The organism is Ruegeria sp. N7 (assembly GCF_056531345.1).
On the sequence record NZ_JBQFLR010000006.1, the window covers coordinates 1 to 22,249 of the forward strand.

Annotated in this window: 19 protein-coding genes; 12 read left to right on the top strand and 7 right to left on the bottom strand. The window is 56.0% G+C overall.

Translation table 11 applies throughout. The annotated features are described in order from the left end of the window. Positions 1 to 378 precede the first annotated feature (378 nt). From ACR0ES_RS09425 to ACR0ES_RS09435, 3 genes are all read left to right on the top strand, one after another. Complete coding sequence (locus tag ACR0ES_RS09425) at positions 379 to 903, top strand: RNA polymerase sigma factor (RefSeq protein ID WP_480870396.1); 525 nt, start codon at positions 379 to 381, stop codon at positions 901 to 903. Next, on the top strand, positions 900 to 1,637 hold the full coding sequence (locus ACR0ES_RS09430) for an anti-sigma factor (protein WP_480870399.1): 738 nt from the start codon (positions 900 to 902) through the stop codon (positions 1,635 to 1,637). The genes ACR0ES_RS09425 and ACR0ES_RS09430 overlap by 4 nt, the downstream gene beginning before the upstream one ends. A 64-nt stretch (positions 1,638 to 1,701) precedes the next feature. Beyond that, positions 1,702 to 2,760 (top strand): helix-turn-helix domain-containing protein, encoded by a 1,059-nt coding sequence (locus ACR0ES_RS09435; protein WP_480483621.1) that lies wholly within the window; start codon positions 1,702 to 1,704, stop codon positions 2,758 to 2,760. A 42-nt stretch (positions 2,761 to 2,802) separates the two neighbouring features. Here the strand turns inward: ACR0ES_RS09435 and ACR0ES_RS09440 are convergent, their stop codons facing one another. From ACR0ES_RS09440 to ACR0ES_RS09460, 5 genes are all read right to left on the bottom strand, one after another. Next, complete coding sequence (locus ACR0ES_RS09440) at positions 2,803 to 4,107, bottom strand: UDP-glucose dehydrogenase family protein (protein WP_480870402.1); 1,305 nt, start codon at positions 4,105 to 4,107, stop codon at positions 2,803 to 2,805. Between the two features lie 381 nt (positions 4,108 to 4,488). Further along, positions 4,489 to 5,553 (bottom strand): DUF2793 domain-containing protein, encoded by a 1,065-nt coding sequence (locus ACR0ES_RS09445; RefSeq protein WP_480870534.1) that lies wholly within the window; start codon positions 5,551 to 5,553, stop codon positions 4,489 to 4,491. A 174-nt stretch (positions 5,554 to 5,727) separates the two neighbouring features. Then, entirely contained in the window at positions 5,728 to 7,167 is a 1,440-nt protein-coding gene (locus ACR0ES_RS09450) for a mannose-1-phosphate guanylyltransferase/mannose-6-phosphate isomerase (protein ID WP_480870405.1), read from the bottom strand. 73 nt (positions 7,168 to 7,240) lie between these two features. Continuing rightward, positions 7,241 to 8,134, bottom strand: coding sequence for a UTP--glucose-1-phosphate uridylyltransferase (locus tag ACR0ES_RS09455; RefSeq protein WP_480773620.1), 894 nt, complete (start codon positions 8,132 to 8,134; stop codon positions 7,241 to 7,243). A 644-nt stretch (positions 8,135 to 8,778) separates the two neighbouring features. Then, a complete protein-coding gene (locus ACR0ES_RS09460) occupies positions 8,779 to 10,014 on the bottom strand; it encodes a lytic murein transglycosylase (protein ID WP_480870407.1) in 1,236 nt (411 codons plus the stop codon). Between the two features lie 185 nt (positions 10,015 to 10,199). On the opposite strand from ACR0ES_RS09460, the gene ACR0ES_RS09465 reads away from it, so the two are divergent. Genes ACR0ES_RS09465 through ACR0ES_RS09480 form a run of 4 tightly spaced genes read left to right on the top strand, consistent with a single transcriptional unit; the run spans position 10,200 to position 14,194 of the window. After that, positions 10,200 to 11,159 (top strand): cytochrome ubiquinol oxidase subunit II family protein, encoded by a 960-nt coding sequence (locus ACR0ES_RS09465; RefSeq protein ID WP_480870410.1) that lies wholly within the window; start codon positions 10,200 to 10,202, stop codon positions 11,157 to 11,159. After that, positions 11,156 to 13,246 carry a cbb3-type cytochrome c oxidase subunit I gene (locus ACR0ES_RS09470; RefSeq protein WP_480870413.1) on the top strand — a complete coding sequence of 697 codons (2,091 nt, stop codon included), beginning with the start codon at positions 11,156 to 11,158 and terminating at the stop codon, positions 13,244 to 13,246. The genes ACR0ES_RS09465 and ACR0ES_RS09470 overlap by 4 nt, the downstream gene beginning before the upstream one ends. Then, complete coding sequence (locus ACR0ES_RS09475; RefSeq protein WP_480773623.1) at positions 13,243 to 13,875, top strand: cytochrome c oxidase subunit 3; 633 nt, start codon at positions 13,243 to 13,245, stop codon at positions 13,873 to 13,875. The genes ACR0ES_RS09470 and ACR0ES_RS09475 overlap by 4 nt, the downstream gene beginning before the upstream one ends. Then, positions 13,868 to 14,194, top strand: coding sequence for a cytochrome o ubiquinol oxidase subunit IV (locus ACR0ES_RS09480; protein ID WP_480773624.1), 327 nt, complete (start codon positions 13,868 to 13,870; stop codon positions 14,192 to 14,194). The genes ACR0ES_RS09475 and ACR0ES_RS09480 overlap by 8 nt, the downstream gene beginning before the upstream one ends. A gap of 73 nt (positions 14,195 to 14,267) precedes the next feature. On the opposite strand, the gene ACR0ES_RS09485 is transcribed toward ACR0ES_RS09480, so the two are convergent. Beyond that, entirely contained in the window at positions 14,268 to 14,969 is a 702-nt protein-coding gene (locus ACR0ES_RS09485) for a GntR family transcriptional regulator (RefSeq protein WP_480870416.1), read from the bottom strand. 66 nt (positions 14,970 to 15,035) lie between these two features. On the opposite strand from ACR0ES_RS09485, the gene ACR0ES_RS09490 reads away from it, so the two are divergent. Further along, a complete protein-coding gene (locus ACR0ES_RS09490; protein ID WP_480870419.1) occupies positions 15,036 to 15,581 on the top strand; it encodes a HutD/Ves family protein in 546 nt (181 codons plus the stop codon). On the opposite strand, the gene ACR0ES_RS09495 is transcribed toward ACR0ES_RS09490, so the two are convergent. Continuing rightward, complete coding sequence (locus ACR0ES_RS09495) at positions 15,578 to 16,942, bottom strand: formimidoylglutamate deiminase (RefSeq protein WP_480870421.1); 1,365 nt, start codon at positions 16,940 to 16,942, stop codon at positions 15,578 to 15,580. The two genes, ACR0ES_RS09490 and ACR0ES_RS09495, sit on opposite strands and share 4 nt — an antisense overlap. An 82-nt stretch (positions 16,943 to 17,024) precedes the next feature. Here ACR0ES_RS09495 and hutI point away from each other — a divergent pair, with 82 nt between their 5' ends. The 4 genes from hutI to hutU are packed head-to-tail and all read left to right on the top strand — an operon-like array spanning position 17,025 to position 22,238. Further along, positions 17,025 to 18,233 carry an imidazolonepropionase gene (gene hutI / locus ACR0ES_RS09500; protein ID WP_480870424.1) on the top strand — a complete coding sequence of 403 codons (1,209 nt, stop codon included), beginning with the start codon at positions 17,025 to 17,027 and terminating at the stop codon, positions 18,231 to 18,233. Then, entirely contained in the window at positions 18,230 to 19,768 is a 1,539-nt protein-coding gene (gene hutH / locus ACR0ES_RS09505; RefSeq protein ID WP_480870427.1) for a histidine ammonia-lyase, read from the top strand. Before hutI ends, hutH begins: the two co-directional genes overlap by 4 nt. Further along, on the top strand, positions 19,765 to 20,559 hold the full coding sequence (hutG, locus tag ACR0ES_RS09510; protein ID WP_480483636.1) for an N-formylglutamate deformylase: 795 nt from the start codon (positions 19,765 to 19,767) through the stop codon (positions 20,557 to 20,559). Before hutH ends, hutG begins: the two co-directional genes overlap by 4 nt. Beyond that, positions 20,556 to 22,238 carry a urocanate hydratase gene (gene hutU / locus ACR0ES_RS09515; protein WP_480507026.1) on the top strand — a complete coding sequence of 561 codons (1,683 nt, stop codon included), beginning with the start codon at positions 20,556 to 20,558 and terminating at the stop codon, positions 22,236 to 22,238. Before hutG ends, hutU begins: the two co-directional genes overlap by 4 nt. Positions 22,239 to 22,249 lie beyond the last annotated feature (11 nt).

Genomic DNA, 22,249 nt, shown 5'->3' on the forward strand with positions numbered 1-22,249 from the left:
CCCGCCGCGCCTAAAGGGCTGATGCTACCCTGCGGCAGACCAACCCATCCCAACATCCAAACACGCTAAATAAGACCTCACCACCAAACCCGCAACCAAAACCAAAAAACTCAACCAAGCCAATACCGCTATTGAACGGCTAATGTGCATTGGAACACCATGTCTTTGGTCGAAGCCAAAACAATCGTCGCAAACGGCCAATATCCAACGCCAAGTTGGTTGCAGAAACAGGCGCTGCAACAATTACAGACGCAAACGTGACTGCATGGCGCAGGAGTTTCGTTTCATTTCACCGCTAAATATGACAACTCTGCCCTTGCGGGTCCGGTCCGTGATTGAGAAACACAAGCAGGTCGCGATCATTCGATGAAAGTTGAGATGACTTCTGAACAAGCCGTCCGCGATGCGGTTCAGACGCATTCGAAGCGTGTCTGGCGGTTTGCGCTGGCATTATCGGGTGCCTCGGATGTAGCCGACGATTTGTTGCAGGCCACATGTTTGCGCGCGCTTGAACGACATCATCAGGTGACGTCGCATAACCGTCTGGACAGCTGGTTGATGACAATCTGCCGGTCGATCTGGCTGAATGAGCTGCGTTCGCGGTCGGTTCGGCGCGCGCAGGCGCTGTCGGTGACCCCCGAAGCGGATCTGGTTGCAACGGGACCGGATACAGAAACGAATATTTTCGCGGCTGAAGTGTTTACTCAAGTGATGCAGTTGCCAGAGGCACAGCGTGAAGCGGTAATGCTCGTCTTCGTTGAGGGGTACAGTTACCGCGAAGCCGCTGCCTTGTTGGAGGTTCCAATTGGCACGATCATGAGCCGGCTTTCGAATGCCCGGCAGAAACTTAAAACCGTGATGCAGATTGATGCAGCGGACCCCGCGCGACGGAGTGGCAAATGACGTTTTCCGACGAGACGCTTCTAGCGTATCTGGAAGGCAGCCTGGATGAGGCTCAGACCCGCGCCATTGAGGCTGCGGTTGAAGATGACGCTGCGCTGGAACATCGTCTGATGGCGCTGGATCCATTTGCGCCTGTTGTTCGGGATGTTTTTGAGAACCTGCCCGCTGAAGCGCCGAAGGTGGACCTGCCGGAAATAACGACGCGGCCCGCCAATAACGGGTTTCTGCGTCTTGTTGCGGTAGCTGCCAGCGCGGCATTTGCAGCCGTCGCCGTAACATTCTGGGCCACCCGGCCAGCAGATTTAAGCTGGGCCCAGCAGGCCGCGATCTATCAATCACTTTACGTGCCGGAAACGATTGCATCGCTGGACAGTTCGGACGCGTCGCTGGCCAAGCAATTTGCAATGGCCGAAGCCGAACTGGGACGAACGCTGAATCAGGAAACACTGGAAGCGTTGCCAGGGTTGGAGCTGAAGCGGGCGCAGGTTCTTTCATTCAAAGGCAAGCCCTTGATCCAAGTGGTTTTTGCCGATGATCAGGGTCGACCACTTGCCTTCTGTGTCATTCGCCAGGGACCGAATGCCGCAGATACCGAAGTTCAACAAACGGTGTTGAGCGGTTTGGCAACTGCAAAATGGGAGCAGGGCGGTTATGGATATATGCTGTTGGGCAGTTCCCCGCAGACGGATTTAAGCAACGAACTGGAAGTGTTGACCCGTACATTCTCGGGCTGATGGAAAAACCTTGTGAACTGTTGCAAATGCCCGAAGAATGCCGGGTATGACGTCGAAGAAAACCATGCCCCTTCCAGAAGACGAGGTCGATGATCTTGGCCCAGCCAGCATCTATGACGGTGATCCGGCAGAAGAAGACGACCCTTGGTTTTTGCCCCCGGACCAGGACGTGGAGGAAGGTTTCTTTTTGCCTGGTCCCCGATCGGATCAGCGCCCATTGTTCGATCCGCGCGATTGGTATTCGGCACAATCAGAATTGTCGGCAGAGCTTGCTGATCTTGCCCTGACCTTTGGTGCTCTGGACGAGAGGCTGCGTTCGGGGCCTGAGGGGTGGACGCATCGTTTGGCACTTATGGAAACGTCCGATCTGGGGTGGTGGACAGGGGATCGGGTCAGCGTGGACCGCCTGGCTTTGTGGACGGGTCTGAGGATCGGCGCGACCCACGATGACGTGCAGGCGCTGTTCCGGGCAGGTTGGGCCGTGCGCCGTCTGAGCTCTGGCGCGGGCCCTGCGACAGGCGGGTGGGAAAGCGGGTTGACCGCGTTTCTCGACCGTCTGGCTCAGGGGGCCGATGCGACGCCTGAAGCGATCGTTGATCTGGCCGAAGTCATGCGGAATGCTGAAAGGCTGCACCCGGTGACACAATCGGCCATCGCGTTTCATGCATGGCGAGCGGTTTCGCAGGGGGTCGGACAAGACACCGAGGCGGCAATCATCGCAGCGCGGCACGCGGCTTCGATGGGGCGGGGCGGCGCAATGTTCATGCCACTGGCGTTGTCTGGTCCGGGTGCGTTGCGCGGAACAGGTGGGCCGACGGAAAAGTTAGGGTCTTGGATACAGGGCGCCGGGCAAGCTGTTCTTGCGGCTTTGCTGCACCTCGACAGGATCAGTGTCTGGGAGGGTAAGGCCCGCGACGCGACGCAGGATCTGAGCGGTCGCACCCCCCCGCGTCTGATTGATGCTCTGGCGGCGTGGCCGATGGTCTCGGCCCCACTTGCAGAAGAACTTACCAATTCTTCCCGCGCGGCGGTTCAACGGAATTTTGACCTGTTCACCCGGAGAGGTCTGGTGCGCGAAGTCACCGGACAAGGCCGCTACCGGGTTTGGACAGCTGCACTATGATCCGTCAACTACTTGCGAAACGGTATGATTGGACGGGTGCTTTCAGCGTCCAACGCCGACGTAGGTTTCGAACCCCGATTTCAGCGCTGTAGTTTTCGAGTAGATGTTGCGCAGGTCGACCATCCTGGCTGATTTCATTGACGCCGCAATTTCGGAAAGGTTCAGCGCGCGGAACTCATTCCATTCCGTCAGCAGCACAACAACATCCGCGCCCCGCGCGGCGATGTACGGATCGTCGCACCATTCGACGCCCGGCAAAAGCGCCTCTCCTTCAGATTTTCCCTGTGGGTCAACAACACGCACCTTTGCGCCTCCGCCTATCAGGGCGGGGACGATGGACAGTGATGGCGCGTCGCGCATATCGTCCGTATTGGGTTTGAACGTGACACCCAGAACCGTCACGGTCTTGCCGTTGAAATGATCGTCACATGCGTCACGAATTTTCTCGATCATCCGTTTCTTGATTTCGTCATTCACGCGGATGACGGTCTCGGTGATTTGCATCGGATGCGCGTGGTCCTGCCCGATCCGGGCCAACGCGGCCGTGTCTTTTGGAAAACATGAACCACCGTAGCCAGGTCCTGCATGCAGGAATTTGTTGCCAATCCGCCCGTCAAGGCCAATGCCACGCGATACTTCTTTGACATCCGCACCAACTTTTTCGCATAGCCCGGCGATTTCATTGATGAAGGTAATTTTGGTCGCTAGAAACGCGTTGGCGGCGTATTTTATCATCTCGGCGCTTTCCAGATCGGTGGTCAGGATCGGGAAGTCGCGCAGGTAAAGAGGGCGGTAAATTTCTGCCATCACCTCGGCAGCGCGGTCATTTTCGACGCCGACCACAACGCGGTCCGGGCGCATGAAATCGTCTATTGCCGCGCCTTCGCGAAGGAATTCAGGGTTCGAAGCCACGTCAAATTCGGCCAGGGGGTTAGCGGCCTTGACTGTTTCCTGCACTTTTCGGTTTGTTCCGACGGGCACAGTCGATTTTGTGACGATAACGGTATACCCGGTGACAGCCTGAGCGATTTCTTCCGCCGCTGCCATCACATAGGTCAGATCCGCATGGCCGTCTCCACGCCGGGTTGGCGTTCCAACTGCAATAAAGACAGCATCCGCGCCGTCCACTGCGGCTGCAAGATCGGTTGTGAAGCTCAGGCGGCCAGCCGCGACGTTTCGCGCCATCAGCACGTCCAGACCTGGTTCATAAATAGGCACCTGTCCGGCTTTGAGCATATCGATCTTCTGCTCAGCCTTATCAACGCAAATCACATCATGACCGAAGTCCGAGAAACACACACCGGAAACAAGGCCCACATACCCGGTGCCGATCATTGCAATGCGCATCTGCCAAATCCTTTTGTACCAATTACTATCAACGGCGCGGGCACAATCGAAGAATCCGGCGCCGGTTTCAATGATTTACAGGTATGGTTGCTGAGTTCCCATGTTTTCTTGTTGTTTTTGAGGCAATATGCGCGGGAACAGAGTTTTTACAATCCGTCGTGCTGCGCAGAACTTGTTGAATCACGTCCATTGTCAGCTGAAATGATACAATTCTGGGCATGGACCAGTAATAAACAGCCACTAAGCGGGCGGTGTTGCGCCGCCCACTTTCCGCCCGGAGCAAGGCGGCTGTGGCGGGTCCAATGGAATTGGCGATTGCTATAGAAATGGACCGACGACGCAAAAAAACCGCCCGAACCACAGTTCAGGCGGCAGCTGTGCTCAGAACCAGCGCCCTATGGCGATGACACTTGGTGAAAAAGCCGCTGTATCCGAAGTTACAGAGAGGGCTTTGCACGTGGCTTGAGTGTTTCCGGGCACATCAAACCCGATGAAACGATTATTGGCTCCAGCGCTGCCACTAACGCTTGGCGCAGAGGAAAATGGCGCTGGGTAGTTCCACGTCATTGCAGCGCTTGCGAACAATACGCCTTCCGCGGCCGTGCATGCGACAGGAAGCAACGCGGCGGTGCAGATCAGGGTTCCATCGGCAAAACGTGTAAATTCGCCATTGGTGTTACTTCCGCGCTCTATGACCGCACCGGTTGGTATACCGCCAACTTCTGATACCGACCCCAGAAGGTTACCCGGCCCATAACCGTAGTCGGCACGCATCAAGCGACCCGAAGTGGTATCCGTCGCATCGCCCTGAACAGCCGCACCAGCCGCTGTTCCGGTCGCGGGGTCAAAAGTCAGAGCTTCCGTCCAGGTACCTCCGTCAGGGGACACTTTGATTGAAAACCCCGTACTTCCGGATAACCCCATTTCAGCGTGACCGGTCCAGTTCGACTGAAACACCAGCGATGCTGTATCGCTGGCACCCGCCTTGTTGATCTTCAGCTGATGCCCGCCGCCCTCATGGCTCAGAAGCGTTGCCGGGCTTCGGACAGACAAGCGATTCGTAGCGTCCGAACTTGTTGCCACCCCAATACCATTCAGGTTCTGAGTATTGACGGGCAAGGGCAGCCAGTCAGACCCATTCCAGATCTTCAGTTCACCAGTGGCCTCGTCCCAGGCGCGCCAGCCCGCATACGGGGTCAAGAAATGCCAGGCGTTGTCCAGCCATGCGGCAAGCTCTCCTGCATGTCCGGCCCAGTCCCCGGTGGGGGTGACGCCCAGAGCATGGATATCACCCTGCTCGGGGACAACGGGCGGGGTGCTGGCATTGGTCGTCTGAACTGTTAGCTGAACGACCAGATCAAGCTGTCGCAGTGCCTCGTTGTGGGTGACGTGCTTTTGAGCCTGCGAAGGTTGTAGAAAAGGCAGGCGCAATCTGGGTGAGGTCATTGACACGAGGGTCCTCCTGTGGCTGTCGGTCCGAAAGTCGGTTGCGCGCCACTCTGCCGTAAGACGCGTCAATCCCGTCTGACCCGGCCGACCGCACAGGAAATAATCTGTTAACTTGAGTATCCCCGGGGACAAGCCGACCCGAGTATGGCCTATGGAGAACTATGTCGCCGCTTAGTCCCGGGCATAAATGTCTTCATATCGAATGATGTCATCTTCGCCTAAATAGGTGCCGGTCTGCACTTCGATCAAAACCATGGGCACTTTGCCAGGGTTCTCCATCCGGTGCACGGCACCCAGCGGGATATAGACAGACTGATTTTCGCTAACCAACCGTTCCTGATCATCGATTGTGACCTTGGCGGTGCCCTCAACCACAATCCAATGCTCGGACCGATGGTGATGGGACTGCAGGCTGAGCGCTGCGCCAGGATGCACATGGATTCGCTTGACCTGAAATCTGTCACCGATCACGAGGCTCTCAAACCAGCCCCAGGGGCGGTGATCGACCGGAAGCGTATCAGCCTGTTTGGCCTCTTTAGCCTTTAAGGCAGCGACAGCCTGCTTGACGTCCTGAGCTTTATCCATGCTAGCAACCAGCACAGCATCTGGCATCGCAATTGCGATAATGTTCTCAAGCCCCATTGCCACCACTTCCTGCGCAGGTGATTCTGATCGTATCAGAACGTTGCGGCAGTCGATTGTGGTTACTTCCCCATATGTCGCGATGCCGTTTTCATCAGGGTTTGACAATTCTTGAACAGCCGTCCAACTTCCAACATCCGACCAACCTGCGGAATACGGAACCACGCTAAGGTTGGGGGCTTTTTCCATGACCGCATAGTCGATCGAGATGTCATCGACGTCAGCCCAAGCCGAAGGGTCCAATCTTAGGAACCCCAAATCTGTCTTTGCGTTGTCGACGGCCTGTTGGACAGGTGCAACAAGGGTGCTTGCGTATTTTTCATATGCTGCAACGATGTCACGTACCGCAAACAGGAAGATGCCGGAATTCCACAGGTAACTGCCATCTTTCACCATCGCCTGCGCGGCTTCCAAATCCGGTTTCTCCACGAACCGATCCAAGCGAACTGCACCCCCGGACGCGTCTGGGGCGTCGTTCAGCTTTAAGTAGCCATACCCGGTTTCGGGTCGAGTGGGCGTGATGCCAAATGTCACCAGATCGCTTCGTTCGGCAATTGCTCGCACGCCTGTGGCGACGGCCTGATGAAAAGCGGCCTTGTTTGGAAGCACATGATCTGAAGGCGCGACCAGCATGATGGCATCCGGATCACGTGAGGCAAGGTACAACGCAGCCGCCAGTACGGCAGGGGCCGTGTTTCGCCCTTCAGGCTCAATCAGAATCGGACCGGGGTCGATCCCAATAGCGGTCAGCTGTTCAGGTACAATAAACCGAAAGGCTTCGTTGGTGAGAACCAGTGGTTTGGCATAGGGCGTATGCGAGGGTCCAAGCATCCGGTCGGCACAATCCTGTAACAGACTGGTTTTTCCGACAAGTGGAACGAATTGCTTGGGATAGCTTTTGCGCGACAGGGGCCACAAACGCGTTCCGGAACCACCACACAGGATGACTGGATAGACCGTTCTGTTCATACACGTGCCCCTGAATTGCTGATGACCAACGATATTGCTCAATTCTTTTTTTGTGGAATGGAAGATCCCGTAGCTACTGGGCTGCTTTTCCAGTTGCCACAATGTCATTCAGATATTGGCTCAGATCATCACGCAGGTCGTCACGGGCAAGGGCAAAGGAAACTGTCGCTTGCAGAAAACCGGATTTTGAACCGCAATCGAAACGCTGCCCGTCGAACTTGTAGCCAAAAACGGGCACGCCGGATGCGATATCCTCGGCGATTGCATCAGTCAGTTGGATTTCACCGCCGCTTCCGGTTTTCATTGCGTTCAGGTTGTTCAACACAGAAGGTCGAAGAATATAGCGCCCGATAACCGCCAGATTGGATGGCGCTTTCGATGGTTCAGGCTTTTCGACCATGCTCCTGGCCGGAATGACCGGGCCGATACTGTCGACGACATCAAGCACGCCGTACGAACTGGTCTTTTCTGGTGAAACTTCCATCGTTGCCACCATGTTGCCGCCCGTTTCCTCATAGGCTTCAACCATTTGTTGCAGACATGGTTTATCTGCAGCAATCACATCGTCAGGCAGCATTACGGCGAAAGGTTCATCGCCTATCAAACGGCGTGCACACCATACAGCATGCCCCAACCCCAGGGCTTTGTGTTGGCGGATATAGGCAATCGCGCCGCTTTCCATATTCGTCTTGTTCAAGATATCGAGAAGCTTGTTTTTGCCCTTGGCCATTAGTTCCTGTTCGAGGACAAGGTTGTGGTCAAAGTAATCTTCAAGCGCGGATTTCCCGCGAGAAGTCACAAAGATGAACTCTTTGATACCAGCGGCGCGCGCTTCATCGATTGCATATTGCACCAGCGGGCGATCCACCAACGTCATGATCTCTTTCGGAACAGATTTGGTTGCCGGCAAAAACCGGGTTCCCATTCCCGCCACTGGAAAAACTGCTTTGGTGACTTTGCGTGTCATGGTGCCTCTCAAAACAAAACTTGGCCGGAAAAGCAGAAAACATCCGGAATGTCCTCTTAGTCTTCAAAACCGCGTCAATCAATCATGCCCGGTGTGCCGGCCGTTATTGACCAAATCGTGCCACCTCGGTCCAGATGAGTCAAAAGCCGACTCCGGTGTTTCCTGTATACAAGGCCTGAACCACAGTTCCCAGAGACCCTTCCGCTATAACTCTGTGCTAAAAATCTGACGACGATTTGTCGTTCACGGAAAGTTGATATGTTTGGAGCGGCGTCGGTCGCCTTGAAAAACTCCCGGACGGAGTCCTGCATACTTTTCTTTGGATGGGCATAGCGCCTTGTTATGACGAGTAGTTTAGGACTGCGCGGCCGAAAAGAATTTAGATGGCAGGGACTGTGCAACTGAAATTAACACGGCTCGCTTAGTCGCAAACTGCGTCAATTAACGTGTCTTAAGGGCACAAGTAACCCGTCGGCAAACATCCGAGCTTCTTGGAAATACATGATCTGACGCATCAAGTCCGTTTTTGAATGAGCAACAATATAGCCGAAATTATTAAGATTGATGATAAATGCGGTCTGTTGCGACCGGCGATAAGATGCTTAAGCAAGTCGAGAGCGACCGTTCAACGCATGCTTGGTGCCTTATCGGGCCAGTTTCGTTGTCATCGAGGCTTCAGGAAAGCAGGTAGGTGCAACACCCATCGTTTCCTGCCATCTGCCTATTGATCGGCGGGTTTTGAAACCTGGCAAGCCGTCAACGCCTCCGACATCGTACCCCAAGCTTTCCAGCGCGCGCTGCATCTTTGCGATGTCAGAACGGTACAAACCGCCGACCTTGCCCCACCGCCCTGCAAAATCGTCGCTTCCAAATTGGATTCTGTCACCGACATGGCCGACGAACAAAGCATACAGATCGCTTTTGTTGTATTCCTTCAGAACGTAAAAATTCGGAGTGACAAGAAAAGCAGGACCAAATCGTCCTGCTGGCATCATCAGGTAACCTACCCCCTTCATCTCGTGGGCTGGAAAAGGTTTGCCCGAGACCCGGTTTATGCCCATCGCTTCCCACTGCTGAATTGACTGCCCCTGGTCGGGTCCTTCCAATGTACATGAAACGGTTGCCGGCACAGACACTTCGAAACCCCAGTCACGCCCGGCGATCCAGCCGTGCTGTTTCAGGTAGTTGCCAATCGAAGTGATTGTATCATCGGATGACCCCCAGATATCGACCTGTCCATCGCCGTTGCCATCTGCGGCGTAATCCAAATAGCTTGATGGCATGAACTGGGGTTGTCCTAACGCGCCTGCCCAACTGCTTTTCATTTGCCGGGCTGGCAGGGGCCCCGCTTCTGCGATTTGCAGAGCTGCGATAAGCTCGGCCGTGAAGTATTCCGCGCGTGTGCTCATGAATGCCTTGGTCGACAGAACCCTGAACGCATCATGGCGGATTGGCACCTGCCCATAGCCGCTTTCTCTGCCCCAGATTGCCAGAATGATACGAGCAGGAACGCCAGTATTGCTTTCGACTTTGGCAAGAACCGCAGAGTGTTGCTTTGCCATCCTGCGCCCGACAGACGTTGCACCCTGAATTGACCCCGGATTGAAATATCGGCTGGGCGAGCCAAACTCGGCTTGTTTTTGCGCCTTGGGCGTTTTGCGTTTATGTCCGGGCGGAACCAGATCCGGCAGGTCCCAGTTCAGAGTAACTCCGGAAAACGCCTGTTGCAGTGTGTTGCGTGAAACACCTTTGGCCTGCGCCTTCGGCCAGATCGTCTCCAACAGCCACGACTGAAACTGGCGTTCAATTGCTGCACGATCCTGTGCCAGTGCGGTCTGGGACAGAAGGATCAATCCTAGAGTGACAAGCAAAGTACGCATTGACGATTTATCTGTCTCGACTGGCCTTGCAAGTCAACGGGAAGATGCCGCGCGACCCGTCGCTGTTTATACCCAAAGTTGAAAGAAAGCTGAGGATGGCAATTTGTGGATCGGAAAACTCTTGAGAAATTTCACTCACTTGCCGATAGTTGGATGGGATCGAGATGAGGAGAGGACAGTCAGCTGTGGCACAAGTCGATACGTCCAATCCATCCTTGCTCAGACTTGCCGTTGTGTTCCTGTTGATCGCTTCGGTGCAACCAGCTTTGGCCAGCGACAGCTTTATGGACCCGCAAGGCCCGATAGCGGTAGTTCAGAAAACGCATTTGCTTCGCGCGACCGTATTGATCCTGTTGGCCGTTATCCCGGTACTGGTGCTGGTCCCGATAATAGCGTTTCGGTATCGCCGCCGAAGCAACCGCATTGCGCCTTACGCACCGAATTGGGATTTCTCGGCCAAGCTGGAATTTGTCATGTGGGGCTTACCTGTAATAATCGTGGCCCTGCTGTCCTTTTATCTTTGGAAGGCGACGCATCGGCTTGACCCGTATTCGGCACCGTTTGGTGAAGATCCGGCGCTGCGGGTTCAGGTTGTCGGTCTGGATTGGAAATGGCTGTTTCTGTACCCAGATCTCGGGATCGCCACAGTGGGAGAGTTTGGAATTCCGACAAAGCGGCAAATTGCATTGACGCTGACGACCGATACCGTAATGCAGTCTTTTATGATACCCGCGCTGGCTGGGCAAATTTATGCGATGCCGGGCATGACCACCCAGTTACATCTTGTCGCGGATGCGCCGGAAGTGATGCAAGGTGAAAACACTCAGTACAACGGACGGGGCTTTACCAAGCAGAAGTTCCGCACCATCGCAATGAGTGGTGAGGATTTCGCCACTTGGGTCGAAGAAGTGCGTAACAACAGCATTCAACTAGACAAGGCAACGTATCGGAAACTGGCCATGCGGACTGACAGGGATGAAGTACAGGCCGCTTTGGGAACATCTCGGATGCCGGATGATGCGCTCTACTTCTCAATAGAAGACGACCTGTTCCGGAGTATCCTGAGCCGCTACCACAGCGGTCAGCCTTTACCGATCGAGCTACAGCCTGGAACTGCATCATTTGGGCAGGAGGCGCAAAAATGACGCCGACCGAGACAGGTTTCTTCGGGCGTCTGAGTTGGGACGCTTTTCCGATTGCCGGGTTGATCCAGAACCCAAATACTAATGAGATCGTGGCCAATACAGCCGCAGCTGTTGTGATTATTGGCGTTGTTGTTGTCGTAGGATTGCTGAGCTGGTTTCGTCTGTGGACACCCCTGTGGCGCGATTGGCTGACCAGCGTCGATCACAAGAAGATCGGTGTCATGTATATCGTCTTTGCCATCGTGATGCTGGCACGCGGTGTGCTTGAAGGCGTTGTCATGCGCGCGCAGCAGGCTTCCGGGCCCGGCGACGGTTTCCTCGAAGCTGAACATTTTGCCGAGCTTTTCAGCACTCACGGCACAATCATGGTCTTCTTTGTTGCCGTTCCCTTTGTCTTTGGTGTTGCGAATTACATTGTCCCGCTGATGATCGGCGCGCGCGATGTGGCATTCCCGCGACTAAACCAGATTAGTCTGGGCCTTACGGTTTCGTCAGGCATGATGCTGATGGTGTCGCTGGTGATTGGAGAGTTTTCGACCGGCGGCTGGACAGCCTATCCACCGTATACCGGCGCGGCGTTCAATCCCGGTGTTGGACCGGATTACTGGATCTGGGCAATCGTTGTTTCGGGCATTGGCACCTCACTGACCGGTATCAATTTTGCTGTAACGATCTACAAGTTGCGCGCGCCGGGCATGACGTTCATGCGGCTGCCGATGTATTGCTGGACAATCATTTGCAGTTCGATCTTGATCGTCTTTGCTATGCCGCCTTTGGGTGTCGCCGCGCTGATGCTTGCCGCTGATCGCTATCTTGATTTCCACTTTTTCACAAACGACCTCGGTGGCAACATGATGAACTATGCCAATCTGTTTTGGCTGTTCGGCCACCCCGAGGTTTACCTGCTGGTTTTGCCTGCTTATGGCATCTATTCCGAGGTGTTTGCGACCTTCTCGGCCAAACGGCTTTATGGCTACAACTCGCTTGTTATTGCGACCATGTCGATCGCAGTGTTGTCGTTCACGGTCTGGCTGCACCACTTTTTTACCATGGGTCAAAGCGCGCTGATCAACGCGGTGTTTGGTATTGCGACCATGCTGATTGCCATCCCAACCGGCGTGAAAGTCTATGACTGGATGGCGACGCTGTGGCGGGGGCGCATTCGGTTTTCGGTGCCGATGCTCTATGGGCTGTCATTTTTGATGCTGTTTGCCATCGGTGGGCTGAGCGGTGTGATCCTGGCAAACCCAACCGTAGATTACCAGGTTCACAATACGCTGTTTTTGGTAGCTCATTTCCACAACGCGTTATTGCCTGGCGTGTTGTTCGGATTGTTGGCGGCATACAATTACTGGTTCCCCAAGGCCTTTGGATTCCGACTGAACGAATTCTGGGGCCGGGTTTCTGTCTTTTGCTGGACCGGGGGGTTTTTGCTGACATTCATGCCGCTCTATTTCGTCGGGCTATTGGGCATGCCACGCCGCTCTTTCAGCTATAGCGATCCGTCTTTCCACCCTTTCATGATTGTGGCCATCATCGGAGCAATAGTTATTACCTGTGGATTGTTCTCGGTACTGATCCAGCTATGGGTCAGCATTCGTGACCGCGACCAAACCCGCGTTCCTGTTGGGGATCCCTGGGATGGTCGCACATTGGAATGGACTATCCCTTCACCGCCTCCCGCGTACAACTTTGCGATCATCCCCAAGGTTACGGATCGGGATGAATTCACGGCACAGAAGGCAAAAGGAACGGCCTATCCAACACCAGACGCTTATGAAGATATCGAACTGCCCCGAAACACGGGAATTGGCTTTGTCCTGTGTGTTCTCAGCGGCATATGGATATTTGCGCTGGTCTGGTGGATCTGGTGGCTTGCCGCGATAATGACGGTTTTGATGATCCTTGCGGTGATCATCTGGACATTTGATGACAGTACAGAACTCACCATCCCCGCGGAAGAGGTGCGAAGGGATCACGAAGCTTGGTTGGCGTTGGTCCACAGCGAAGCGGCGGTTGATCGCGCCTCTGAAACTTCTTCGGAAAACCGCGGCCTTTCCCGCCCGGATCTGGAGGTGGCGACATGAAGCGCGCGCCCACTCACAGTTATCCCGGTATCAATCTTGGAGAACATCACGCCAGTGCCCACAAGGCGACCGAGGTTGTCACCTTTGGGTTCTGGGTCTTCTTGATGAGCGATCTGGTTTATTTCGGCCTCATGTTTGCGATTTACATAACAATGATCGATGCACAGGCAGGTGGTCCCGGCCCGCACGAGTTGTTTGATCTGAAAAGTGTTTTTGCGCAAACCCTGATACTGCTGACCAGCAGCCTGACAGTGGGTCTTGCCATGCTGGCGCTGAAGTACAATCTGCCGCGCGGTCGTATTGTCTTGTGGTTTGGCGTCACTCTTGTGCTGGGGCTTGGTTTTCTGGTGCTGGAAGTGCTTGACTTCATGGCCATGGCGGAAAAAGGCGGCATTCCGCAGCGCAGCGGTTTTCTGTCAGCCTTTTTTGGGTTGGTCCCGCTTCATGGTCTGCACGTTGCGACTGGATGCCTTTGGCTGATCGTTTTGGGTATCCAGCTACGCGTCAAGGGCATGACGGATGTGGTTATCTCGCGCGTGGTGCGGCTGGCGTTGTTCTGGCATTTTCTCGATCTGATCTGGATTGGCATCATTACCATCGTGTATTTCGGAGGTCTGACCTATGGATAAGCGCTCTGAAATGCATCGTCGCGAGCGTCGGCGCTATGTGATCGGGTACGGTGGCTCGCTTTTGCTGACCTTGGCGATGTTTGGCGTAGCGCAGGTTTATGGGATTGAAACGGTTGGTATTTACCTGGCCATCGGGTTGCTTGGATTGGCGCAGCTTGTGTTGCAGCTTGTCTACTTCCTGCATATCGACCGTCGGCGCAGCAGCCGCGAAGATCTGCATCTGGTGCTGTTTTCGACACTGGTTCTGATGATCATGATCCTTGGCACCGTCTGGGTTCTGGGCAATTTGGCCACCCGAATGCACATGCACTTGATGTAGTGCGTATTTGAAACAAGCGGGGTGGCGGGTCGAGATTTGGCTTTCGGCAGGACCACCAATAGCGGAAAAAGCCTCAGTAGGTTGTCCGCATTTGATACCCCTGATGAAAGGTCATGCGTACAAAGGTGACCGGGGTTTTTCGAAACCACGTTGTCCGCTCCAACTGGAACAAAGGTGTTCCGGGCGGAACAGAAAGAAAATCCTGAAGCGGGCCGGTCGCCGGAACAGCCGAGAAGGCAATTTCCGCGTTCGAAAACGGAACTTCGGCCAGCAACCATTCGTTTGGACCGGTGGTCAGAAAGTCCTCATTCATGACGTGCGGTACTGCGGCTGTATTGATCCATCGCTCCTCGAACTGGAAGGGGCGATTGTCGGCATGGTGCATACAGCGCAAATGCAGAATTTGCGTGCCCTCGGGCAGTCCGAGTTTGGCTTGTAGCCATGCCGGACAATCTATCAGCGTACGGCTGACCAACGCATACCGGTATTCTGCATTCATATCTTCAATGGTTTGACGGACTACTGCAATGGGCAGCCTGGCCTGTTTGACCGGTGTTGTAACCACACGTGTGCCACCTTTGCGTTTGCGTGTTACAATGCCCTGATCAGAAAGTTCACGCAGAGCTCGATTGACAGTCGCGCGGGCGCAGCCGAACTCGGCGGCCAGTTCCAGTTCGGTGGGCAGCAGGCTGCCTTGCGGCCAAATTCTGGTCTGGATGCGATTTAGAACTTCATCGCGGATATCCTGGAAGCCGACGTTTTTTTGCTCGTTCACATTGTGCTCACTATATTTTCGAACTTATTCATATTATGTCTAGGTTAACGGTGAGATGCAAAGAATTTGACCCAGAACCTTATCAGATTGCAGGATTGCGCGGTTACGCCATGGGCCAATGGTGGCGGGGTAACAACCGAACTTGCCGCGAAGCGGGTCGGTAAACATGTCGTCTGGCGTATCAGTGTGGCCCGGATCGATCAGGATGGGCCATTTTCCCGATTTCCGGGGATGTCGCGCGTACACACGATCATCGAAGGGACCGGGCTTGATTTGCTCGGTGATAGTGGTGTTTTACCAGCGCGGCCATTCCTGCCGGTTTCGTTCGACGGGGCGCTCGCGCTGAATGCGCGGCTGTTGGGCGGGCCGTGTCGTGCATTCAATGTGATCTACGATTCAAAGGTCGTTGTTGTGGTGAACGTTTTTGCAAGTGATCAGGAATTTGAAGCGACAGCGGGCGAGTTTGTCTTTGTCGCCTCGGGAATGGCCCACATGTCAGACAACACGCCGCTGGTTGCCGGAGACGCAATGACGCTGAACGCCGCTGTTACGGTCAGTCCGGCTGCAGGCGCTAAGATCCTTCGCGTGTGTTTCAATAAGATCCCTAGCTAAAGCTCAGCCAGAAGCTCACTTATTGCCCCTTTGTAGTTACGCGTGACCTTGTCCCGCAGGACGTGATGTCCGTTTTGAACCTGGTGTCTGCCTGCGGACCAAAGATCAGTTACGACATTATCTTTGGCGGCAAAGACTAGACCATCCAGCAGTTGGTGAGGTTGTAGTGCGCAAAGGGCAGGGGCCTGACTGTCGATGGCGACGAGATCGGCCAGCATTCCTTCGGTAATTTGCCCCGCGTTGCGGCCTAGCGCCTGCGCACCGCCAATAGCTGCGCCGCGATAAAGGGTTTGTCCTGCCGAGCCTTCGCCAACCACCAGCACGTTACGTGACAGGTCGCGCAGTCGTTGCGAGTATTCGAGTGTGCGGAGCTCTTCGGTCATGGAAATCAACACGTTGGAGTCCGATCCCACGCCAAAAGCGCCGCCTGCATTCAGATAGACAGGGCCGTTGAAAGGCCCGTCGCCCAGGTTGGCTTCTGTCACCGGGCACAGACCGGCAACCGCTTTGCTGCGGGCCATTGCGCAAGTCTCTTCGTCGGTCATATGGGTTGCGTGGATCAGGCACCAGTTGGACTCAACCGGGGCATTATCCAGCAGCCATTCGACCGGACGCGCGCCAAGGCCAGCCTGCACTTCCTCAACCTCTCTGGGTTGTTCGGCAATGTGAATATGGATTGGACCGGAACTTTGTGATGCCACCACCTGTGCCAGATCGCGCGGACAGGTGGCGCGTAGGGAATGTGGCGCGATGCCGACGCGACAGTCGTCAGGAAGATTGCCGAGCGCACCCCGCGCCTGCGCGACAAGTTCGCAAAAACGGTCCACATCATTGCCAAAGCGTCGCTGCCCCGCCTCCAGTGGTTTTTCCCCAACTCCTGCATAGCTGTAGAGCACGGGCAGATGGGTCAGGCCAATTCCGGTCTCAGCAGCAGCGGCCATGATCCGGTCGCTGAGTTCGCAAAGCCTGTCATAGGGTTGCCCGTTCGGTTGGTGGTGCAGATAATGGAATTCCCCGACCGAGGCGTACCCGGCCTCCTGCATCTCGACATAGACTTGCGCGGCGATGGCCTGAATGTGGTCAGGGTTCAGGCGGGCTGTGAAGCGATACATCAGATCGCGCCAAGTCCAGAAACTGTCACGGCCAGCCAGCCGATATTCGGTCATTCCCGCCATGGCGCGCTGAAAGGCATGGCTGTGAAGGTTAGCCAAAGCGGGCAGTAGAGTGTCGACGCGGGTGTCGCCGATTTGCGCGACAGCATTGGGTGTCAGACGGGCAATACGACCATTTTTGATCTCGAGTCGCAGATTCTCTGCCCAGCCGGCTGCCAGATAGGCCCGTTTTGCGAAAATGACCGTCATCCCTACCTCCGGTTTTATGAATAGACATATGACATAAAGACCTGTACCAGAAAAGAGAGAATTGCACCGAAGAGGGATTCGAATGCAAACCCACGATCAACTGTTCACAGATCTGCACGCTGCCACCATGGTTGGTGCGAATGCATACGGATTGATCGAAGATGCTGCGATTGCCGTGCGTGGGGGCCAGATTGCATGGGTCGGTCCGAAGACGCAGTTGCCGGAAGAATACGCGACGTTCTCTCAAACCTCGCTGGACGGGCGGCTGGTGACGCCGGCTCTGATCGATTGCCATACCCATGTAGTGCATGGCGGCCACCGCGCGGCTGAGTTTGAGATGCGCCTTAACGGTGCCAGCTATGAAGAGGTGGCCCGCGCGGGCGGAGGTATTGTTTCGACCGTGAAAGCCACGCGTGCGGCCAGTAAAGAGGATTTGATTGCGCAGGCCCTGCCGCGCGTGGACGCGATGATCGCCGAAGGGGTTTCGGTGATCGAGGTCAAATCGGGCTATGGGCTTGATCGTGAAACTGAGCTGACCATGCTGCGCACCGCGCGGGCCTTGCAGGAAAGCCGCCCGGTGCGCATTGTAACCAGCTTTCTGGGCGCTCATGCTGTGCCCGCCGAGTACAAAGACCGGCCCGAGGCTTATATCGACGAAGTCTGCATTCCGACCCTCCGCGCGGCTCATGCCGAGGGTTTGGTTGACGCAGTGGACGCCTTTTGCGAAGGGATTGCCTTCCTGCCCGGCCAACTGGTGCCACTGTTTGACGTTGCCAAGGAACTAGGACTGCCGGTCAAACTGCATGCTGAACAACTGTCCAACCTGGGTGGTACGAAACTTGCCGCACGCTATGGTGCGCTTTCTGCCGACCACATTGAGTATCTGGACGAAAGCGGTGTCAAAGCCATGGAAGCGGCAGGCACGGTGGCCGTGATCCTGCCCGGGGCTTTCTACACCCTGCGCGAGACGCAACAACCGCCAATTGATCTGTTGCGCAAGTACGATGTGTCAATGGCCCTTGCGACCGACTGCAATCCGGGCTCGGCTCCGATGACGTCGCTTCTGCTTGCGATGAACATGGGGTGCACCTTGTTTCGAATGACACCCGAGGAAGCGTTGAAAGGTGTCACCGTAAATGCCGCGCGTGCCCTGGGCCTGAGAGACTGCGGCAGGATCGTCCAAGGCCTGCGGGCGGATCTGGCTGTCTGGAATGTCACTCACCCGGCCGAGCTTGCCTACCGCATCGGTTTTAATCCCCTTCACGCCCGCATATTCGGAGGCGCATTTTGACCACTCTGACGTTAACTCCCGGCGCTGTGTCTCTGGCGCATCTGGAACAGGTTTTTCGCCAAGAATGCGCCGTTCGACTGAACCCGGATTGCAGGTCTGCCATAGCTGCGGCGCACGCTCGCATCGTTGAGGCGGCGACTGGCGAAGCCGCCGTTTACGGGGTCAATACGGGTTTTGGAAAACTGGCAAGCGTCAAGATCGCGGCCGAGGATACCGCGACGCTGCAACGCAACCTGATCCTGTCCCATTGCTGTGGCGTCGGACCAGCGATCCCGCGTGCTATTGCGCGGCTCATGATGGCACTCAAACTGCTCAGCCTCGGACGTGGCGCGTCGGGTGTGCGGCTGGAACTGATTGACCTGCTGGAAGCGATGCTTGGCACAGGGGTGACACCGGTAATCCCGGCACAGGGGTCTGTTGGTGCTTCGGGCGATCTGGCACCGCTGTCGCACATGGCAGCCGTCATGATGGGCGAGGGTGAGGCCGAGTTTGGCGGTACCCTCATGCCTGGCGGCGACGCGCTGGCAGCGGCAGGTTTGACCCCGGTCGAACTTGGTCCCAAGGAAGGTCTGGCGCTGATCAACGGCACTCAGTTTTCTACGGCGTTTGCGCTGGCGGGGCTTTTCGGCGCTTGGCGGGCGGCGCAAAGCGCTTTGGTCACTTCAGCCCTGACAACTGATGCGATTATGGGGTCTACCGCGCCTTTGCAGCCCGAAATTCACGCCTTGCGTGGTCACCGGGGCCAGATCGAAGCGGGCGCAACCATGCGCGCGCTACTGGCTGGGTCGGTCATTCGCGAAAGCCATCGGGACGGTGATACGCGGGTTCAGGACCCGTACTGCATCCGCTGCCAACCACAGGTTGTTGGTGCCGCGATGGATGTGCTGCGTCAGGCTTCTGTGACACTGGAAACCGAGGCCAACGCCGCCACCGATAACCCTCTGGTTCTGGCCGAGGCCGGATTGATCGTATCAGGCGGAAACTTTCATGCAGAACCGGTCGGGTTTGCTGCCGACATGATTGCTCTGGCAGTGGCCGAGATCGGGGCGATTGCGCAGCGACGCATCGCGCTGATCGTCGATCCGGTGCTCAGCTTTGATTTGCCTCCGTTTTTGACACCCAACCCCGGTTTGAACTCTGGCCTGATGATTGCCGAAGTCACGACAGCCGCACTGATGAGCGAAAACAAGCATCTGGCCAATCCTTGCGTCACGGATTCAACACCGACTTCGGCCAATCAGGAAGATCACGTGTCAATGGCCGCCCATGGCGCACGGCGGCTGGGGCAAATGGTGACCAATCTGGAACGTATCCTGGGGGTCGAGTTGCTGTGCGCAACGCAAGGGGTTGAATATCGCGCGCCGCTGCCAACCAGTGAAAGCCTTCAAGGTGTCATGGCGCGTCTGCGTTCTGTTGTACCGGCGTTGGAAGATGACAGGTACATGGCAAATGACATCGAAGCAGCCTCGGCCCTTATTGCAAGCGGTGAGATTTCCGATGGCGCTGGTGTCGCCATGCCGGAGCTTGGCGCATGACTGATCCAGTCGAAGTAGTTCAGGGCGATAGTCCAATTGTTTTGGGGCTGCCTCACACGGGCACCTATGTGCCTGCGGCGATTGATGCCAAACTGAATGCACAGGGTCGGGCGCTGGCAGATACGGATTGGCACATCCACATGCTTTACGACGGGCTTTTGCCCGGTGCTACCACGGTCCGGGCCACCTTTCATCGCTATGTGATCGACGCCAACCGTGACCCGAGCGGTACTTCCCTTTACCCTGGCCAGAACACGACGACCCTGGTGCCGCTGACGGATTTCGACGGGCAGGACATCTGGGACATCCCTCCAACTGAAAAAGATATCATTGAACGGCGTGACGCATTTCATGCGCCATATCACGCCGCTTTGCTGGCCGAACTGGAGAGGGTGAAGGCGATCCATGGCATCGCTGTGCTGTATGATTGCCACTCAATCCGCAGCCGCATTCCTTTTCTGTTCGACGGCGTATTGCCCGACATGAACATTGGCACAAATAACGGGATGACCTGTGCATTGGAAATCGAAACAATTGCACATGAGTTCGCCGCTTCATCCCCTTACAGCACCGTTTTGAACGGGCGCTTCAAAGGTGGGTGGACGACACGCCACTACGGACATCCGGATAACAGTATTCACGCGATCCAGATGGAGCTGGCGCAGTCGACCTACCTGACCTCAGAAATGCCGCCCTGGACTTTTGACACCGCCAAAGCCAACCGTCTCCGCCGTTGGTTGAAAGACATTCTAGACGCCCTCAATGACACAGCATTGGAGCTTGCCCGATGACCGATCCTCGCAAAAACACCCGTGACATCTTTCCGCCCACCGGACCTGAACTGAACGCCAAAAGCTGGATGACCGAGGCGCCATTGCGGATGATGATGAACAACCTGCATCCGGACGTGGCCGAAAACCCGCATGAGCTGGTGGTCTATGGCGGGATTGGCCGCGCGGCGCGGACGTGGAAGGATTTTGACACCATCGTTGCCAGCCTGAAGGATCTGGAAGAGGATGAAACGCTGATCGTCCAGTCCGGCAAGCCGGTTGCCATTGTTCGCACCCATAGCGATGCCCCCCGCGTATTGATCGCAAACTCGAACCTTGTGCCGCACTGGGCCAATTGGAACCACTTCAACGAGCTCGATAAGAAAGGTCTGATGATGTACGGCCAGATGACCGCTGGCTCGTGGATCTATATCGGTACACAGGGCATCGTGCAGGGCACTTATGAAACTTTTGCCGAGGCCGGGCGTCAGCACTACGACGGCGACCTGACAGGTAAGTGGATCCTGACCGGGGGACTGGGTGGAATGGGCGGCGCGCAGCCTCTGGCCGCTGTCTTTGCAGGGGCTTGTTGTCTGGCCGTGGAATGCAACCCGGACAGCATCGACTTTCGCTTGCGTACAAAATACCTGGACGAAAAAGCCGAGACGCTGGACGAAGCGCTGGCAATGATTGATCGCTGGACCAAGGCGGGCGAAGCGAAATCCGTTGGTTTGTTGGGAAACGCTGCTGAAATCTTCCCGGAAATTTACGCTCGGATGCAAGCTGGCGGGATGCGCCCGGATATTGTCACGGATCAGACCAGTGCCCACGATCCGGTAAACGGCTACCTGCCGCTTGGTTGGACCATGGCGCAATGGAAAGACAAGCGCGAAAGTGACCCGAAGGCGGTCGAAAAGGCTGCACGTGCTTCGATGAAGCAACACGTCGCTGCAATGGTGGACTTCTGGAACGCGGGCGTGCCGACGTTGGATTACGGCAACAACATCCGACAGGTGGCTCAGGATGAGGGGTTGGAGAACGCTTTTGCCTTCCCCGGCTTCGTACCCGCCTATATTCGCCCGCTGTTTTGTCGGGGTATCGGACCCTTCCGCTGGTGCGCGTTGTCCGGTGACCCTGAAGATATCTACAAGACAGACGCCAAGATGAAGGAACTGTTCCCCGACAATACCCATCTGCACAACTGGTTGGACATGGCGCAGGAGCGTATTGCGTTTCAGGGCCTGCCGGCGCGGATCTGTTGGATTGGGCTAGGAGATCGCCACAAGGCCGGGCTGGCGTTCAACGAGATGGTTAGAAACGGCGAATTGAAAGCTCCGGTCGTCATCGGCCGAGACCATCTTGACAGTGGTTCTGTCGCCTCACCTAACCGCGAGACCGAGGCGATGAAGGACGGTTCGGACGCTGTTTCGGACTGGCCGCTGCTGAACGCGCTTGTCAATACGGCATCGGGTGCAACGTGGGTTTCGCTGCATCACGGCGGCGGAGTTGGCATGGGGTTCAGTCAGCATGCAGGCGTCGTCATCTGCGCAGACGGAACCGATGCCGCCGCCAAGCGATTGGAGAGGGTGCTCTGGAATGACCCCGCGTCGGGGGTTTGGCGTCACGCGGACGCCGGGTACGAGGACGCGAAAGCCTGCGCTCGTGAACATGGGCTGCGATTGCCGGGCATTTTGGGCTGATTACCACGCCA

What these genes read in the sequence shown, in the direction of transcription:
- ACR0ES_RS09475 (WP_480773623.1), top strand. Translation starts at nt 13,243, where the DNA reads ATGAAGCGCGCGCCCACTCACAGTTATCCCGGTATCAATCTTGGAGAA.
- ACR0ES_RS09445 (WP_480870534.1), bottom strand. Translation starts at nt 5,553, where the DNA reads ATGACCTCACCCAGATTGCGCCTGCCTTTTCTACAACCTTCGCAGGCT.
- ACR0ES_RS09460 (WP_480870407.1), bottom strand. Translation starts at nt 10,014, where the DNA reads ATGCGTACTTTGCTTGTCACTCTAGGATTGATCCTTCTGTCCCAGACC.
- ACR0ES_RS09430 (WP_480870399.1), top strand. Translation starts at nt 900, where the DNA reads ATGACGTTTTCCGACGAGACGCTTCTAGCGTATCTGGAAGGCAGCCTG.
- hutU (WP_480507026.1), top strand. Translation starts at nt 20,556, where the DNA reads ATGACCGATCCTCGCAAAAACACCCGTGACATCTTTCCGCCCACCGGA.
- ACR0ES_RS09435 (WP_480483621.1), top strand. Translation starts at nt 1,702, where the DNA reads ATGCCCCTTCCAGAAGACGAGGTCGATGATCTTGGCCCAGCCAGCATC.
- hutI (WP_480870424.1), top strand. Translation starts at nt 17,025, where the DNA reads ATGCAAACCCACGATCAACTGTTCACAGATCTGCACGCTGCCACCATG.
- hutG (WP_480483636.1), top strand. Translation starts at nt 19,765, where the DNA reads ATGACTGATCCAGTCGAAGTAGTTCAGGGCGATAGTCCAATTGTTTTG.
- ACR0ES_RS09440 (WP_480870402.1), bottom strand. Translation starts at nt 4,107, where the DNA reads ATGCGCATTGCAATGATCGGCACCGGGTATGTGGGCCTTGTTTCCGGT.
- ACR0ES_RS09425 (WP_480870396.1), top strand. Translation starts at nt 379, where the DNA reads ATGACTTCTGAACAAGCCGTCCGCGATGCGGTTCAGACGCATTCGAAG.
- ACR0ES_RS09455 (WP_480773620.1), bottom strand. Translation starts at nt 8,134, where the DNA reads ATGACACGCAAAGTCACCAAAGCAGTTTTTCCAGTGGCGGGAATGGGA.
- ACR0ES_RS09470 (WP_480870413.1), top strand. Translation starts at nt 11,156, where the DNA reads ATGACGCCGACCGAGACAGGTTTCTTCGGGCGTCTGAGTTGGGACGCT.
- ACR0ES_RS09450 (WP_480870405.1), bottom strand. Translation starts at nt 7,167, where the DNA reads ATGAACAGAACGGTCTATCCAGTCATCCTGTGTGGTGGTTCCGGAACG.
- ACR0ES_RS09495 (WP_480870421.1), bottom strand. Translation starts at nt 16,942, where the DNA reads ATGACGGTCATTTTCGCAAAACGGGCCTATCTGGCAGCCGGCTGGGCA.
- ACR0ES_RS09480 (WP_480773624.1), top strand. Translation starts at nt 13,868, where the DNA reads ATGGATAAGCGCTCTGAAATGCATCGTCGCGAGCGTCGGCGCTATGTG.